Source organism: Planctomicrobium aquicomposti (genome assembly GCF_051466325.1).
In the GTDB taxonomy this organism is placed as follows: domain Bacteria; phylum Planctomycetota; class Planctomycetia; order Planctomycetales; family Planctomycetaceae; genus Planctomicrobium.
The window spans coordinates 899,949-915,763 of the sequence record NZ_CP195792.1; the positions used below are offsets into that span (position 1 = coordinate 899,949).

Genomic DNA, 15,815 nt, shown 5'->3' on the forward strand with positions numbered 1-15,815 from the left:
TGCCGTGAACGCTGCGTCCCCGCCCACAACAGCCGCACCGCCCACCAGCGCTGTCGGCAAAGGGCGCGCGGAGTTGCCCGCTCAGAATTCCGGCAACGAGCCGATGGGGACCGGTTCAGCGTTGCTGGTGCTGTCGACGGCGGTGCTGTGGGGGGCGACCGCGGTCGCCAACCAGTTCGCGCTCGATTCCATGCCGCCGCTCTATCTGGGCTTCGCCCGCTTTGCGCTGGCGGGACTGTTCATGATCGCCTGGTGCTTTTTTGAACGGGCCCCGCTGGGAGTCCGACGAAACCAGTGGGGACCGACGCTGCTGATGAGTCTGCTGCTCTGTCTGCAGATCGGAACGTTTAACTTCGGCAATGCCCGCTCCAATTCCTCACACGCTTCCATTCTGGTGAACTCGTACATCTTCTGGGTGATGGCGTATGAGTTCCTCATCCACCGGACATTCATTCCCAGTCGACTCCAGCTGTTGGGTCTGGTTCTGGCCGCTGCAGGGAGTGGCTGCCTGTTTCTGGCGACGGAACAGGCCATGCCGGAAGGGGTGCGCGATGTGCCGACGCTGCTGGGTGATTCGGTTCTCGCGCTCAGCGGCGTAATTCTGGCGGTGAAAGTGCTCTACACAAAGCACTGTGTCCGGACGATGAGTCCGGGGACATTGATCATGTGGCACGACTTTCTCGGGGGGCTGATGATGCTGGGAGCCAGCTGGCTGGTCGGCGAGACGTGGCGCGCCCCGATGACCCGGGATTCGTGGATCGCGCTCCTCTTCAGCGGGCTGATTGTTTCGGGCTTCTGTTTTGGCGCTCACGCCCTGCTGCTCCGGCGGCATGGGGCCTCGCAGGTGTCCGTCTTCAGTTTCTGCACGCCGATTTTCGGTGTGGCGCTGGCGGTCTGGCTGCGGGGGGATCAGCTCTCTTTCTGGCTGATCTTTTCAGGGGCGCTGACAGCGGCGGGAATCTTTCTCGTCAACTACGTGCCGAAGAAGGCGACAGCGTAGAATGTTGCACTTTGGCAACGCGGCGTTGCGTGCCTGCCCCCTTTTTTCAACAGACATGCCAGGGTGCCAGCACTGCTTCAAAATCTGAACACCATGCTATCTCCCGGGCTGACTTCGGTTTAAGTCGTCGCGACGTGTGACTATCTCCCAGTCGGGGATTTGTCCGGCGTGCGTCTTGCGTCTGGGGAGAGATGTCACCTCTCCTCCGTCACCGAGAAACTGAGTCATGGCCGAACGCAAATATACTCACGGGCTGGCAGTGTCCACTTCCGAGAATCTGACGGTCGTGGATATCGGAAAAATGGAGATCTGGGATGGGGCCGACCTGTCGCTGATCCGGGATACCCTGTTCCGGATCGTGCTGCAGGACGGGGTCGATGCCTTTGCGATCGATATGCACTCGGTCCAGTACGTCCCGAGTGGATTCTTCGGGATGCTCTTCGACTGGATGGAACGGGGCGTGGAAGTCCGGTTGCTGAATCCGCGTGAACGTGTCCGACAGATGCTCTGGTTTCGCCAGTTTCTGGTGCCGGTTTCAGAAAACGTGTACCGGCTCGCCGAGACGGGGGCACCGCAGGTTGACGAAGGTCCCGCAACCGAAGTGAATCGACTGGTCGTCAAGAAGCCGGAAATCCTCTCGGCGGTTTCGTGAGCACTCTCAGACCGACCGACAGGCATGGACGACTGTGCTGGGAAGAAATACGATCCGCTTCCCGGCCAGTTGAGCAGTTTCGCTGGCAGCTGTCGGAGGTAGCTTTTACTCCCCCAATCAGGGAGTGAGATATCATCCGAGCGGAGTCCCCGGGGAACGCTGGGGAAACTCTGTTCCTGTCCCCATCGTCCACGATTCCGGAATGAACCCACCCCGCAGGTCCAACCGCTTAGAAAACCACTCTCCCCAGTCACGGAGATCTGTCCTCTGGATGATGGGGGCGGGGGCCATTATGGGAGCACTCGCCTGCGGGAGTTCCTATCGCTCCCGACGATGGCGGCGACGGATTGCCAACGCCCCTCCTCCGGTTGAACGGAAATCGGCTTACGTGGCGCACGCTGTGGCAGGCTCGTTGGGGGGCGGAGCATTTGCCATGCGGGAGATTGCCCGGGAACGGCGCCTGGCCGGCACGGAAACCCCCTTGCTGCACCTCCTGTTCGGGATGGGCAACAAGTCACTGCTGCTGATCTGGTTGCCGTTGGCTGCCCTGACCATTGCGGTCCTAATGCGGTTTGACTGAACCTTGCCGGGCGATCTGCGCAGCCTCGACAGACTGTCGGTATGGCCTGAGTGGTGGTAGGATCCACTTCGGCTGATTCTGGGCGAGGGCTCTGGTTTCGTGTCGATCCCTCGGACGCATGGGCTTCTGGCGAGAGGGCAAGATGATCGAAGTCACCTGTCCGCGTTGCGACAAAGTCTACCGTTTGTCCGATTCTCTGGGGGGCAAAAAGGCTCGCTGCAAGGCCTGCCAGGCCACCCTCTGCATTCCACTGCAGGAGGCTGTGGACGAGGCTGAGGAAGAATTCGACTGGGAAGAGGCGGCTGCCGAGCCGGAGACCACCTCCCCTCCGCGTCGACAGAAAGGGAGGAAATCGCCAGCTTCCGGAGGACAGGATGCGGACTCGGCGTCGCTCCTCAAAAACGTGGCGATTGGAGCAGGTGCCACCCCCCTGATTGCGTACTCGGTTTATCGGAAGCAGCTCCGGCGAAACCCGGATTCCGCGCAGGCCCTGGATGCCACGACCTTCGCCATTGTCGCCGTCTGTCTGGTCCTCGGCGGGGGCGCAGCGGGCGCCTTTTTCACAATGCGGGATCGAGTCCAGCTGCAGAAGTCGACGGGAACGTCTTCATTGGCCATGCGAATCCTGTTCGGGATGGGCGTCTGGTCGATCCTGCTGGTGTGGGTGCCCGTGATCATCGTCGTCACCATCATTATCGCCCAGGCAACAACGTTCTGAATTCGGTCCCTGCGGGATTGTCTCGCTCCTGGGGGTGAGGAAACGAACCGAGCTGCGCGTAGAGTTGACTCCGGAACGCCGACCCGTGAGCATCTGATGCAGTCCGTCCGGGGCATCCCTCCGGAGGAATCTCCCTCACTGTCAACGATGTTGACGTTCGTCTCCGAACTGAAGGCCGAACTTGCCTGCAGCCGATTCTCCCCTTTGGCAGTACCTCCTGCTTGTGCAGGTGTTGCTGCCCTGTCTGGGGTTCGCGGTGGCGGCCACGCTCTGCAGCAGCGAGCAGCAGATCCGCCGGCTGGGACAAGTCGTCAGCACGCTGCTCGTGGCGACGGGGCTCCTGCTGCTCGTCCGGATGACGAGTGGGATGACGGTCGTGGAGGTGAACTGGACACTCCCTCTGGTCGCGGGAAAACCGAGTCTGTTTGACCGTGTGACCTGGAGTGTTGGCGGACTGAACGGATTCCTGGTGGCCCTGTTGCCGGGCGCTTACTTCACCACGACGCTGTTTCCTCCTGACGGTCCACAGCGGACAGCACTGCGCAATCTCGGGCTGCTGGCGACAATGAATCTGGCTTTTCTCGGCTGGGATCTCGGTTCGCTGTTCACGGGGGGCAGTCTCACCCTGCTGACTCTTGCGGTCGCCCTCGCCCGGAGCGGCGGCGCCGAAAAACGCTCGTGGGCCAGCATGTTTCTGACATCGCAGGTGACGGGCTGGCTCCTCGTCCTCGGGGGACTGGCCACGTTGATTGGCATTCTGGCCGTCATCCGTCAGGCCCCGCAGGGACCGCCGGGGACATCAACCGCATCGCTGGCGGAACTGGGCCGGGAGTTGAAGTCTTCCACTTTTCAGAATCCTGCTGCCCGGCACCTGTTATCGCAATATGCCGGTCTGCCCCGCTTTCTACTGGGAGCCGGAGCCTTACTGGCTGTCGGTCTGTTCCCGCTGCACTCCTGGATCTTCAGATCGTTCTCATCGGCGTCGCTGTCGGAGCGGATCTGGCTGATTGTCTGGGTGAAAGGTTCCTTCCTGGTCCTCGCGCGATTGTTCAGCACCCTCCTGCCCGACGCCCTGCCGTCGCTCATGCCGATCGGACTGACTCTGGCGATGTTCGGCAGCTTCTATGCAGGACTCATGATTCTCTCGCAGGGAGAATTTCCCGGATTGCACGCCAGCATTCTGCTCTGGACCAGCCAGATCGTTGTTCCTCTGGCGATCTTTCTGCCCGCAGAAATGCAAGGGCTGGTCGGATGCATTGTGGGCTGTCAACTTGCCGCGCTGATGCTGTTTGTGGTGGCGACTTCGATTCTGCAGGACCGCTATCAGACTCCCGAGCTGATGGCGTTTCAGGGAGTCTCGTCGCGCGCGGGCTGGCTTGGTCCAGCGCTCCTGGTCGCGACCGCTTTCCTGACCCTCACCCCCTCTGCTGCCGGTCTTTACCTCGCCTGGCACACCACGGGCGTGCTCCGGGTCGCCAATCTGGCCGCCGTCGGTCCCATCGGTTTTCTGGTCGGGAATCTGATTGCATTGGCGGGGCTGCTGCGGGTCTCCACCCGTCTCCTGGCGGGACCGCTCCGCCTGCCGGAAATGTCTCCGGGGTTGCTGGAACGGTCGCAACTGCCTACCGAGTCCAGGTCTCTGGAACTGACAGGCCTGCAGCAGACCATGCTGTTTCTCTGGGGACTGTGGGCGTTTTTCATCGCACTTTCCTTTCCGGGCTGGCTCGGGCTGACTCTGACGACGGCAATTCAGAACCCTCCCCCGACCTGAAAGCGAGCGGATTTCCGGCTGCTGGAATTCGCCTCGACTCATTTCGTCGCGAGCGGCTACACTTCGGGCAATTGGCACGGATCGCCAGATCGCAAGGGATTGCACATGTACAAATTTCTGCTCGCCAACCGCTACCTGCGGACACGGTTTATCGCGCTTGCCAGCGTGATCAGCGTGACGCTCGGGGTGGCGACGATGATCGTCGTCAACAGCGTCATGTCCGGCTTCTCTTCGCAGATGCGCGACCGGATCCACGGCATTCTGTCGGATATGGTGGTCGAATCCCAAAGCATGGACGGCACACCGTTCCCCGACCAGATCATCGCCGACATTGAACGTGTCGCGGGGCAATACATCGAGGCCATCACGCCGACGGTCGAAATCTACGGCATGATGAGCTTTCAGGCGTTTGGACAGCATGTCAACCGCCCGGTGACGATCATCGGTATCGTGCCTGACACGAAGGAACAGGTCAGCCCGCTTTCCAGTTATCTGCTGAACCGACAGGAGATCAAGGAAGATGGCGAACTGATTCGCCCTCCGCTGATTCCCGCCAACACTCCGCTGGACTGGAGCCTCACTTCGGAAGCCCTGGCCGTGCGTGAAAACTGGATGCGGCTGCAGCGTTTTCAGGAACTCGACAGCCGTTATCAGGCAGCCCGCAACGCGACGACAGAGTCTCCTCTGGTCGATGATCAGGATCCGTTTGCGACTGCTCCGCCTCCGGCTCATGGCGGCGTCCCTGCTGCTCCGCAAGATCCCAATGCCCCGATGCGGGCCAGACTGTTTGTGGGGGCGGGCGTGATCAGTCATCCGACTCGCGACGATAAAGGCAAGTTTCGCACCTTCCACTACGCCTGCCCCGGACAGGATGTGGTGCTGACGACGATTAAAACCGGAAATCCACAGCCGGTCTCGTTCAAGGCGACCATCGTGGACGTCTTCAAGAGCGGCATGAGTGAATACGATTCCAATCTCGTCTTTTGCAATCTGGAAGAACTGCAGCTGGCCCGCGGGATGCTGGCGGCTCCCGATCCGACCCGCCCGCATGACAACCTGAACTGGCGGAACGGGGCGGTCACCTCGCTGCAGATCAAACTGAAGAACTTTGACGATGCTCCGGAAGTGGCCCGCCGGCTGCGTGGAATCCTGCCGCTCGATCTGATGATCCGGACGTGGGAAGAAAAGCAGGGACCCCTGCTGCAGGCGGTGGCGGTCGAGTCGGCGATTCTGAACGTGCTGCTGTTTTTGATCATTACCGTCGCCGGTTTCGGCATTCTGGCGATCTTCTACATGATCGTGGTGGAGAAGACCCGCGATATCGGCATTCTCAAAGCCCTGGGAGCCAGCTCACAGGGGGTCATGTCGATCTTCCTCGCCTATGGGCTCTCGCTGGGAATCGTGGGGAGCGGAGCAGGGGTCGTTCTCGGCCTGTTGTTCATTCGCTACATCAACCAGATTGAGAGTGTGATCTCCTGGATGACCGGTCAGAAAGTCTTTGACGAGGCGATCTACTACTTTCACGAAATTCCGACTTCGATTTCTCCCACCATGGTGGTCTCGGTGGCTGCCGGCGCGATGCTGATTGCGATTCTGGCCAGCGTGCTGCCGGCCCGTCGGGCGGCCAGTCTGCATCCCGTGCGTGCCCTGCGTTACGAGTGAGATAACGGCGGAACCGGCCAGCCCCCGCTCAGGAAGACGACACCCATGCACCTCCCGCGAACCCTGTCCATGACCAAGCGAAAACCCCACCTCAGCGCCAAAGCACTCGATAAGGCCTATGCAAAGGGGCAGAATCTGGTTCCGGTCCTGCGGGGGGTCGATATCTCCGTCCACAAGGGGGAGTTCCTGTCGATCGTCGGTCAATCGGGCTCCGGCAAAAGCACACTGATGCATCTACTCGGCCTGCTGGATGAACCGGATCATGGGGAGGTCTGGCTGGATGGCAACCGCATTGACCGGTTGCCCCAGACCACCCGGGACGAAATCCGGAACCATGTTTTTGGCTTCGTCTTCCAGTTTTATCACTTGCTCCCCGAACTCACGCTGCTGGAAAATGTCCTGTCTCCGTTGATGATCCGGCATTCCGTGTTCAGCTACTGGAAGCGTCGTCGGGAATTTCGCGAACTGGCACTGGAAATCGTGGAAAAAGTCGGCCTGGGGCACCGAGTCAAACATCGTCCATCGGAACTTTCCGGAGGCGAGATGCAGCGGGCCGCAATTGCGCGTTCACTGGCCGGAAGACCATCGGTCCTGCTGGCGGACGAGCCGACCGGCAACCTCGATTCTTACACCGGCAACGAAATCATGACGCTGCTGCACAAGTTGAACGAGGAAGAGCAGCTGACTATCATCATGGTCACGCACGATGATGCAATCGCCAATCAGGCCCAGCGCATTGTTCGCCTCAGTGAAGGTCGCATCCAGACGCTCGAAGAGGCAGCCTGACAGGCAGCCTGGCGACCCCGTCTGACGCGGATTCCGGCGATCTTTTCATCAGCCGTGGCTGGCTGTCCCACTCCCGGCGTTTCACGCGGTATTCATTTCCCGGAATTTCCGAATGTCTCAAAAGATCTATCTGAGCGGCGCTCTGGTCAACAAGGAAGACGCGGTCGTGAGCGTATACGACCATGGCCTGCTCTACGGCGATGGGGTCTTCGAAGGAATTCGGGTCTACTCCGGACGGGTTTTCGAACTGAAAATCCACATCGACCGTCTGTACGAAAGCGCATTGGCCATCCGTCTGCAGATTCCCATCTCCAAGGAGGAGATGATCAAGGCGGTGCAGGATACCGTGGCGGCCAACAAGCTGGTGGACGGCTATGTCCGGCTGGTCATCACCCGCGGGGCCGGCTCGCTGGGGCTCGACATCCGCAAGACCAGCCATCCGCAGGTGATCATCATCGCGGATACCATCACGCTCTATCCTGAAGAGCTGTATGAAAAGGGGATGTCCATTATCACGGCGAGCACCATCCGGAATCATCCGGGTGCGCTCAGCCCACGCATCAAGTCTTTGAACTACCTGAACAACATTCTGGCCAAGATCGAAGGGACCGATGCCGACGCCCCGGAAGCGTTGATGCTGAACCATCTCGGACATGTGTCCGAGTGTACCGGCGACAACATCTTCATTGTGAAAAACGGCGTGCTGATGACACCACCGACCGATGCCGGAATCCTCGAAGGGGTGACCCGCAACGTCGTGATGAAACTGGCTGTCGAGGCGGGAATTCCGGTTGAAGAGAAAACCCTGCTGCGGCACGACATCTACGTGGCCGACGAATGTTTCCTGACAGGAACCGCTGCGGAAGTGATTGCGGTGGTGAAGCTCGATGGCCGTCCCATTGGAGCCGGAACGCCGGGACCAATCACCCGTCAGCTGCGGAAGCGGTTTCAGGAGTTTGTCCGCGAAGAGTAGAGCCGGTGCGTTCTGCGGACACGCATTCCGACCGTCGAGACCGACACAACGATTCAACAAGGCCCGCGTTGACTACGCGGGCTTTGTTGTTGGCGACATCGATGTTGCTCGCTCCCACTGCCCGATCGCAGTCGGAGCCGAACACCATCTGACCCGTCCATCCCAGGATCGCATTTACTCCGGACCGCTCTCGAGCCAGCGGGCCACTTCCTTCATCGTGGGGCGCAGGGCGGGATCCGGATCGAGCATCGCTGCCACCATCGGGCGATAGCCCGCATCGAGTGACGCGGCCAGTTCTTCCGACAGATTCGCGCTGCGCAGCTTCATCAGCACCGCAATCGGGGAATCACCGGGCAGTGCCCGGCGGTGTGTAATCAGCTCATACAGAATCAGCCCGAACGCAAAAACGTCGGAAGCGGTGCTGGCCAATTTGCCGAGAGCCTGCTCCGGCGACATATAAGCCGGTGTTCCAGAGACGGTCACCCGTTCCAGCGGGCTGTTCCCCCCCGCCACTTCCACCACGGTGGTGGCGTCGCTGTTTTCAAGATCGACCATAATTGAAGCGACGACGGCCCGCTTGGCGGCGAGCCCGAAATCGAGGATCTTTGCCCGATCATCCATCGTGACCATGATGTTCGCCGGCTTCAGATCCCCATGAACAATGCTCGCCTGATGCGCCGCAGCGACGCCGGCCGCGACATCGCGGGCCAGTCGATGGGCCAGCTGGGGAGACAACGTTGCGGCGATCCGATCCGACAGGAGTGCCCCTTCCAGCAGTTCCATCACAATCAGCGGCAGGCCGTCCTCCTCGTCGATGCTGAAGACCGTGCAGACCCGCGGATGGTTCAGCCGGGCCGCCGCCCGGGCTTCGGCGAGCAGTGCTGCCCGAGAAGCTGTCAGCTTCTCCTTGAGCACTTTAACTGCCACGCGACGCTCCAGCCGCAGATCCCAGGCTTCAAAGACATTTCCGAATGTCCCCGAGCCGAGCTTCTCCCGAATCCGGTAGTGCCCCACGATCCGGCCTGGGCGGAGTGCCGCTTCGGCATCGATTGTCCCGTCGGCCCGCGTCCAGCTGACCGGACAGAGTCCCCCGGATTGCAGGGCGTCGAGCACGCGCAGCACCTCATCTGTACTGCGTCCGACACTCAGGTTGTGAACGACCGAATACTGCAGCGTCCCTTCCGGATCCACAATAAACAGTCCGCGTGTCGAGACCTGTTTTTCGAAATCCCAGCACCCCAGTTGTCGGGCGACCTCCCCCTCCGGATCCGATGCCAGCGGGAACTGCAGTGGTCCCAGTCCCCCCTCTTCAGGGGGCGTCGACAGCCATTCCCGATGCAGGTCCAGCGTGTCGACGCTGACTCCCAGCAGTTCGCAGTTTCGCTTGCGGAACTCTTCTGCGCGGGCACTGAAGGCGGTCAGCTCGGTCGGGCAGACGAAGGAGAAATCGCGGGGATAGAAAACGAGCATCCACCAACGACCACGTGCTTCGTCACTGCTGAATCTGACGGGAGCGGAGGACTGCGAGTCCACTGCTTCGAGTTGCAAAGGGGGGACCTTCTGCCCCACCAGTACGGAAAAATTTGGGCTGGGCCCGGAATGATTCATCTGTTTGACATTGGACATGCCGGTATTGTAGCCCGCGAATAAAACTGTGAAATCCTGTGAGCAGCAAGAGTCATACTGCCGATCCGCCGCGGCGTGCAATCGTAGTTTCTGTCTCCCGGACGCAGGATTCAGCAGGTTGCTCGTTCAGTGCCCGAGCAGCAAGAATTTCGTGCGATGAAATGCTCATTTCCGCGTGGCATGAACGAGTGCGTCAAAAGCGACTTGTTCACTGAGACACCGCAGTCCGGCCTGCCGTTCAGACTTCAGCGACTCAACTGAAAGAAAGGGAACCGGGCCTCTCATGGGGCGGCATCGCGCCGCATCGTCACGGAAGCAATGGCGGCCTGAGCGGACCGCTTGGTGAAGTCGATTTGAGAAGCACCCTCTCCACTCAAAATCACCAACCTCTTTTCAGCGACATCGCACGTCTTCCTTTGAGCCGGAAACTTCGGTGGCGTCGAGGGGGGGCAGGATCTGATCGTGACGGAACCGGCGGAAGCCGCATCCCGTCTCCACGGTCAGGGGTCATGACAGAGATTCGAGATTGACCAGTGAGTTGTAAGGTGTGTCTGGGGGGTGGTTTGCGGAAATGGGGCCACAGGGACTCGAACCCTGAACCAACGGATTATGAGTCCGCTGCTCTAACCGATTGAGCTATAGCCCCAGAACGCCGGCAGGACCTGCATTATGTCGGTCTGGTTCACCGTCGTACAGTCTGCCTGACGTGACCGCTGCTCCACGATTCGAAAAATCACACTCTGCCCCACTGATCCGATCGCCCTCTCCTTGCGGTCACTTCCGCTGGCGCAACTTGAGGTGCGGGAACTCAGCCAGCGGCGGAGCCTTCTGCCAGTCACTCGTCATCCACAGGACCGCTGTGCCATCGCGACTGGCCGTCAGGATTTGACGACCGTTCGGAGAGACGGCGATCGATGTCAATTCCTCGGAATGTCCGGTGAGCGTCAGAATCTCGGTCCCTTCCCGTTTGGGCGTGGCATCCCACAATTTCGCGCTGTTGTCCTGGCTGGCGGTAAAGACGCGACGGCCATCCTGAGAAAACGCGACGGATGTGACCGCTGCGGTGTGTCCTTCATAGGTGGCGATGCATTCTCCCGTGGCGGAGTTCCAGAGTCGCGCGGTGTTGTCCTCGCTGCCGGTCAATACACGTTGTCCATCGGGAGAGAAGGCTCCGCAGAGCAATGACCAGCGATGCCCGACGAAGGGCTGTCCCACCGGCTGCCCGGTCTCCGCATCCCAGAGCCGGGCCGTGCGGTCGCTGCCGACTGTCAGGATCTGCTTGCCATCCGGGGAAAAGATCGCCTGCCGGACCCGTCCCACATGGCCATTCAGCACGAGCATGACTTCTGCGGTTTCAAGGTTCCAGAGCTTGGCCGTCGCATCGTCAGAGGCGGTGAGGACACGCTTCCCGTCTGGAGAGTAGACCACGCTGTTGATGTATCCCTGATGACCGTTTTCCAGGCGTCGAACCGCCTGCGCTGTCTGCACGTTCCAGATTTTGGCGGAGTTATCCCAACTGCCGGTGATGATCTGCTTGCCATCCGGAGAAAAGTTCGCAGCCGCCACAGCGCCGTGGGGACTGAAGGCCATCTTCTCCCGACGAGTGCCAAGGTCCCAGAGCCGCGCTTCGCTGCCGCCGACAGTCAACATCGATCGGCCATCGTGGGCGTAGGCCACCGACCAGACAAGCCCCCCCAGTTTCTGGAAATCGAGCCACGGTTCGCCCCCCCGGTCGGCGGGAGACTCACCCTGCAACCGGAAGAGACGGACGGTGTTGTCCGAACAGACCGCGGCGGCAGATGTCGTGTGCGGGACAAAGGTGATGGCATTGACGCTGTAGCCGTGGACTTCGAAGGACTCAAGGCGACGGGCGGTCGCGGTGTCCCAGAGGTGCACCCGGGCCCCCTGTTCTTTCGCAGACGACTCCAGAGATTCGACCGTCAGAACCTGCTGGGAATCGGCGGAGAGATCCATCGCGATCACCGGACCGGCATGCTTGAGAATGAGGCTGGCGAGCTCCTCACCCGTGGCGGCATCGAGCCGGCTGACGGTGTGGTCGCTGCTGGCGGTCAGAATCTGAGTTCCATTGGCGATAAACCGACAGGCGTTCACCCGCCGGGTGTGATGCTTCACGTTCCAGAGAAGCTGGTCAGTCTCCACATCCCGCAGCAGGCAGCGGCCGTTGGCATCGCAGGTGAGCAACAGATTTTTTTGCGGGGCGAAAGCGACTGCGGTAATGCGGCCATGATGGTCACTGATCGGGCGAAACTCCGGCAGCTGATCGCGTGAGCGAATCGCTTCTCCGTCGGCGGCGAACGGCATGAGGTCGGCGACTTTCCACAGCTTGGCGGCATCGTCTTCACTCCCCGTGACCAGCCAGCGGGCATCGGAGGAGAGGGCGAGTGCGGCCGTCCGTCCGGTCTGGCCCAGGCGGAGAAACTGTGTCCCGGTGGAGACATTCCACATCCTCACCGTGTTGTCGGCAGCGGATGTGATCAGCGTCCTTCCATCCGGGAAGAACACGGCACTCGAAGCGAGGTAATCATGCCCTTCGGCAAAGGTCTTCAGCACTGCGCCGGTGTCCGCGTCCCAGGTCCGGGCGGTGCGGTCGCGGCTGGCGGTGAGTATTGTGTGGCCATCTCGGGAGAATGTGGCGTTGAGAATGGCATCCTGATGACCGGCGAGCTGTCGGCCGTTCAGCACGCGAATTTCTTCATAGTCTTCGACGCTCCAGACGATGGCCCGCTGGTCCTGTCCTCCGGAGAGAATGCTGCGACCATCGCGACTGATGGCAACGCTCCGGACGGCGCTGTGATGACCGCGAAACGTTTTCATGGCCTTCAGTCCACTCACGGACCACGCTTTCACTGCGTTGTCCCGGGCTCCTGAGATCAGCATTTCGCCTTCCGCCGAGAACGCCAGCGATTCGATCGGGGCGGTGTGGCCAAGCAATTCCCGGCATTTCAGCTCCGGCTTTTCTCCGGCGAGCACTTTTTCCAGACTGAAGGCGGGAAGGTCGGAGGGGTTCCACAGCAGAATCCGTTTGTCATATCCGGCCGTGGCAATGGACTGTCCATCGGGAGAGAAGGCGACGGTATAAACCGGTCCCTGATGACCCGAAAATGTGGCGACAGTGTTGGCGGCGACGTCATTTCCCTGCTGCCGGATCTCCCAGACGATCGCCTTCCCATCCTGACTGACGGTGACCAGCTGGTTGGGTGCATCGGGCTGCTGCAGGTTGAACTCGGGATGAAACGCGGCATCCCAGACCCACCAGTTGTGTCCGGTGAGGGTCTGGAGTTCTCGTGGGGCACTCAGTGTGGTGAGATCCCAAAGCTTGGCCGTCTGGTCATAGGATGTGGAGAGCAGCTGCTTTCCATCGGGAGAAAAATGGACACTGACAACCGCGTCATGGTGACCATTCGCGTGTCCGAGCTCCCGACCCGAAGCGGCGTCCCAGAAGCGGATCAGCCCCTGCGGATCATTCCCGCCGGTGACGATCACCCGCTGGTCCGGCGACCACGCCACCGCATGCACGTACAGGGTGGCTTGAGGCAGCTCGAATAACTGCTGCTGTGTCTTCAGGTCCCAGACACGGGCCTTGCGATCCCAGCTGCCGGCGACGAATTTTGTTCCATCGGGAGAAATTGCGATCGAGTCGATGGGGCCGTCCGCGAAGTATTCCTGGGAAATCTGCTGGCAGAGATGCATCAGCCGGCCCCATTCCCAGTTTCGCAGCGCGGGGGGACATTCATTCAGCAACGTCAGTGCGACATTGAAAGCATTTTCTTCAATCTTCGCGGCTGCCAGTCCAATCCGGGCGATGTAGGCTTCGTATTCTTCGTCCAGCTTGGCCTGTTCTGCCAGTCGCCGGGCTGCGGCTTCCTGTTCACGGGCCGCTGCCTCCTGCTGCCGGGCTGCGGCTTCTTCCTGTCGGGCGGAGGCCTCCTGTTCGCGGGCTGCCAGGGCGACTTTCTCGGCAGCCAGAGCCTGCAGTCTGGCCTGCTCAGCGCGATTTCGTTCGTCAATCGCCACCTGCCGCTGTTCCAACGCGATCTGCTTTTGTTCGACCGCGATCTTCTCCTGCTCCTCGGCAATCTGTTTTTGCTCAATGGCAAAATTCCGCTCGCTGCGAATCCAGAGCAGTGCGGTGGTGATGACGGCAAACAGGAGTATTCCCAGACCCGCCATCAACTGTTTGGCCAGCCGCAGGCGGTGCTGCCGCGCTTCACGTTCCGCTTTGGCCGTGCGGATCTTATTCAGCAGTTCGCGCTGGGATGGCTGATCTTCCCGCAGTAATGTCGCCCCGAGGTCGTAGTCCCCTTTGCGGTAGGCGCTGTCGGCATAGGCGAGTTTGGCGGTGTCGATTCCTTCTTCGGCGACCCGATTCCCCTTCCAGAGGTCAAAGGCTTCTTCGAAGCCGAAGACCGACTTCGCATAATCGCTGTAGACATCGGTTCGACGGGCCAGCTCCAACTCGGCCTGAGCCCGGTCGGCCATGGCCACGCTTTCCGCGTGCGAAAACGACTCCCGGATCGCCTGCTGAAACTCACGCACCGACCCATAGCGATCGGCCGGATTTGTGGCCATCGCCTTGAGCGCGATGTCGACCAGTTCGCCATTCTTCTCGGTCGGCGCGATGATGTTGCGGATGGCAGCGAGCAGACACTCCTGCACCTTCTTGCCCGGGTGCGGAGGTTTGCCGGTAATGATTTCCCAGAGAATGGCCCCCAGCAGATACTGATCGCTGTAGGGGCCGATCCGTTCCAACGGGCCAGTCGCCATTTCCGGCGCCATATAGGCCGGCGTCCCTCCCATGCTCATCGACTGCCGGAGCTGTCGCGCTTTTTCGAGATCTCCCGTTGCCAGTGCCAGTCCCCAGTCCATCACCAGCACTTCGCCATACTCTCCGAGCATGACGTTTTCCGGCTTTAGATCGCGATGAATGATGCCGCGGGCATGGGCGAAGCTGACGGCGTCGGCCACGCGCATCAGAATCTCAAGGTTCTCGAGCTGAGTCTTTTCCTTGAGCACCTTCAGCCAAGGGGTCCCCTTCACCTGCTTCATGGAGTAGAAGAGGGTGCCGTGGGCATCCGTCCCGACGTCGTAGATGGGGACGATATTGGGGTGGTCGAGATCTCCGGTCACCACCGCTTCTGCGAGGAACTTCTGCCGTTGAGACCGCTTCTCCGCCAGCGGTCCCTTGATCATCTTCACGGCGACATGACGATCGACTGACGTCTGGCGGGCCGACCAGACAACCCCCATGCCCCCTTCGCCGAGGACCTTCAACAGCTCGTATTCCGCCAGCTGGGGACCCGAGGCGAACTTGTCTCCGACGGTGCGCAGGGATCGGTGCGGGACGGCGTTCAGGGTGTCGCCGAGCACGGCTGAGCCAGACTCGGACTCATCCGCGCGTGACTTGATCGTCATCTGCGGTTCACCGTTGTCGGCCTCGCTCCAGTTGGATTGCAGCGTCTTCAGTTCCGCGGCCGTGGCTCCGCGATCCTGATAGGTGTGGGGGAGGTCATCATGCAGGTCGAAGTTGGCATCATCACCGACGAATGTGCGGTCGGCGAGATTCCTGCCTTCGCTTTCCACAAAGGTCTGATCGGCCCGACCGTCATCCACCGAACCCAGGCTGTCGACGTCGACCAGCGTTGCCAGTCCCCGGTCGGGAGGTGAGTCATCAGGATTCACCTGAATGGTCTGCAGACTCGGATCATCGGCCGAGGCGAGGGAGTCGGCTGTTCCCAGGGAATCGCCCGTGCCGAGTGAGTTCGCCGTGCCGAGTGAGTCAGAGGTCCCCAAAGAATCGGCGGTCCCTCCGGACTCGACGGATTCTTCTTTCGCCCAGTCTTCACTGACGAATGTCGCTGCACCGGATGCGGGCGAGTGGAAAATCGAGTCCGGGGAACTGGAGACAGGGCAGACTCCTCCGCAAGCGGGACAACGTCCCTGCGGGGTCGGCGTCACATCATGTTGACAGACAGGACATTTCATAGAAGTCGCCAGCACCCTATCCTGACATCGATTCCCGGAACGGC

At 60.7% G+C, this 15,815-nt stretch carries 10 protein-coding genes and 1 tRNA gene; 8 read left to right on the plus strand and 3 right to left on the minus strand.

Annotated features, from left to right (window positions below; all coding sequences use genetic code 11):
- The first annotated feature begins 4 nt into the window (after positions 1 to 4).
- The 8 genes from SH664x_RS03440 (at position 5) to ilvE (ending at position 8,142) form a co-directional block, all read left to right on the plus strand.
- Entirely contained in the window at positions 5 to 1,000 is a 996-nt protein-coding gene (locus SH664x_RS03440; RefSeq protein ID WP_437205072.1) for a DMT family transporter, read from the plus strand.
- A 226-nt stretch (positions 1,001 to 1,226) separates the two neighbouring features.
- On the plus strand, positions 1,227 to 1,652 hold the full coding sequence (locus SH664x_RS03445) for a hypothetical protein (protein WP_437205074.1): 426 nt from the start codon (positions 1,227 to 1,229) through the stop codon (positions 1,650 to 1,652).
- Positions 1,653 to 1,854: 202 nt separating this feature from the next.
- On the plus strand, positions 1,855 to 2,232 hold the full coding sequence (locus SH664x_RS03450) for a hypothetical protein (RefSeq protein WP_437205076.1): 378 nt from the start codon (positions 1,855 to 1,857) through the stop codon (positions 2,230 to 2,232).
- Positions 2,233 to 2,374: 142 nt separating this feature from the next.
- On the plus strand, positions 2,375 to 2,950 hold the full coding sequence (locus SH664x_RS03455; RefSeq protein ID WP_437205077.1) for a hypothetical protein: 576 nt from the start codon (positions 2,375 to 2,377) through the stop codon (positions 2,948 to 2,950).
- A gap of 181 nt (positions 2,951 to 3,131) precedes the next feature.
- Positions 3,132 to 4,721, plus strand: a complete 1,590-nt coding sequence (locus SH664x_RS03460) for a hypothetical protein (protein ID WP_437205079.1) — start codon at positions 3,132 to 3,134, stop codon at positions 4,719 to 4,721.
- Between the two features lie 105 nt (positions 4,722 to 4,826).
- Complete coding sequence (locus tag SH664x_RS03465; protein WP_437205081.1) at positions 4,827 to 6,383, plus strand: ABC transporter permease; 1,557 nt, start codon at positions 4,827 to 4,829, stop codon at positions 6,381 to 6,383.
- Between the two features lie 69 nt (positions 6,384 to 6,452).
- Positions 6,453 to 7,169, plus strand: a complete 717-nt coding sequence (locus SH664x_RS03470; RefSeq protein WP_437205083.1) for an ABC transporter ATP-binding protein — start codon at positions 6,453 to 6,455, stop codon at positions 7,167 to 7,169.
- A gap of 112 nt (positions 7,170 to 7,281) precedes the next feature.
- Entirely contained in the window at positions 7,282 to 8,142 is an 861-nt protein-coding gene (gene ilvE, locus SH664x_RS03475) for a branched-chain-amino-acid transaminase (RefSeq protein ID WP_437205084.1), read from the plus strand.
- 174 nt (positions 8,143 to 8,316) lie between these two features.
- Here ilvE and SH664x_RS03480 read toward each other — a convergent pair whose 3' ends face one another.
- The 3 genes from SH664x_RS03480 to SH664x_RS03490 all read right to left on the minus strand — a co-directional run bounded on the left by SH664x_RS03480 (position 8,317) and on the right by SH664x_RS03490 (position 15,771).
- Entirely contained in the window at positions 8,317 to 9,768 is a 1,452-nt protein-coding gene (locus SH664x_RS03480; protein ID WP_437205086.1) for a protein kinase domain-containing protein, read from the minus strand.
- Positions 9,769 to 10,340: 572 nt separating this feature from the next.
- Positions 10,341 to 10,414, minus strand: a tRNA-Ile gene (locus tag SH664x_RS03485).
- A 128-nt stretch (positions 10,415 to 10,542) separates the two neighbouring features.
- Positions 10,543 to 15,771, minus strand: coding sequence for a protein kinase domain-containing protein (locus tag SH664x_RS03490; protein ID WP_437205088.1), 5,229 nt, complete (start codon positions 15,769 to 15,771; stop codon positions 10,543 to 10,545).
- Positions 15,772 to 15,815 lie beyond the last annotated feature (44 nt).

What these genes read in the sequence shown, in the direction of transcription:
- SH664x_RS03445 (WP_437205074.1), top strand. Translation starts at nt 1,227, where the DNA reads ATGGCCGAACGCAAATATACTCACGGGCTGGCAGTGTCCACTTCCGAG.
- SH664x_RS03490 (WP_437205088.1), bottom strand. Translation starts at nt 15,771, where the DNA reads ATGAAATGTCCTGTCTGTCAACATGATGTGACGCCGACCCCGCAGGGA.
- SH664x_RS03455 (WP_437205077.1), top strand. Translation starts at nt 2,375, where the DNA reads ATGATCGAAGTCACCTGTCCGCGTTGCGACAAAGTCTACCGTTTGTCC.
- SH664x_RS03470 (WP_437205083.1), top strand. Translation starts at nt 6,453, where the DNA reads ATGACCAAGCGAAAACCCCACCTCAGCGCCAAAGCACTCGATAAGGCC.
- SH664x_RS03450 (WP_437205076.1), top strand. Translation starts at nt 1,855, where the DNA reads ATGAACCCACCCCGCAGGTCCAACCGCTTAGAAAACCACTCTCCCCAG.
- ilvE (WP_437205084.1), top strand. Translation starts at nt 7,282, where the DNA reads ATGTCTCAAAAGATCTATCTGAGCGGCGCTCTGGTCAACAAGGAAGAC.
- SH664x_RS03465 (WP_437205081.1), top strand. Translation starts at nt 4,827, where the DNA reads ATGTACAAATTTCTGCTCGCCAACCGCTACCTGCGGACACGGTTTATC.
- SH664x_RS03480 (WP_437205086.1), bottom strand. Translation starts at nt 9,768, where the DNA reads ATGTCCAATGTCAAACAGATGAATCATTCCGGGCCCAGCCCAAATTTT.